Genomic DNA, 697 nt, shown 5'->3' with positions numbered 1-697 from the left:
TCGCGAACGAGTTCATTACGAGAACGAGGTAAGTTTTCGCCCATATTCGCCCAGTACGCAACCATGCCCTCAAGCGTTTCGATATCCGTTAAACGTGCAGGACGTACTTTAACGGCCGAACTATCACGCTGCGCCAAACGCTTGTCCGCTTGGTCAACGGCATAAGCGACTTGTTTTGGTGACACGCCACCAAGCGCGCTACGTTTTTCTAGACAAGACTCAATCGTTAGGATGTCGTACACATCGTTGTCGATGACGTCAGAGAACTCTTGTAACTCTTGCAGTGACAGCTCTTCCAGTGCACAACCTTTGGCAATCGCGCCAACGACAGCCACACCGACAATATGATGCGCTTCTCGGAAAGGAATGCCTTTCGCGACCAAGTAGTCCGCTAATTCTGTGGCATTGGCGTAGCCTTGTTTCGCGGCTTCTAACGTACGTTCGCCATTAACCTTAATCCCATCGAAACACAACGCTGCCATTTCCATACAGTCGTTCCATGTATCAAGCGCATCGAACAAACCTTCTTTGTCTTCTTGCATGTCTTTGTTGTACGCCAGTGGCAGGGCTTTGACTGTCATCATCATGCCAGCAAGTGCGCCGTACACGCGACCAGTCTTACCACGAATGAGCTCTAGCGCATCTGGATTTTTCTTCTGTGGCATCAATGACGAGCCAGATGTCACTGTGTCTGCCA

General features: G+C 50.2%; 1 protein-coding gene. It reads right to left on the bottom strand.

Annotated elements, in window-relative coordinates; genetic code table 11:
* The coding region (locus R8O10_RS25190; RefSeq protein WP_318191951.1) for a lyase family protein at window positions 1–697 on the bottom strand (697 nt) is incomplete at both ends.

Source organism: Vibrio sp. 1727, assembly GCF_033344415.1.
Taxonomy (GTDB): domain Bacteria; phylum Pseudomonadota; class Gammaproteobacteria; order Enterobacterales; family Vibrionaceae; genus Vibrio; species Vibrio alginolyticus.
This window is presented reverse-complemented; position numbering and strand designations above follow the sequence as displayed.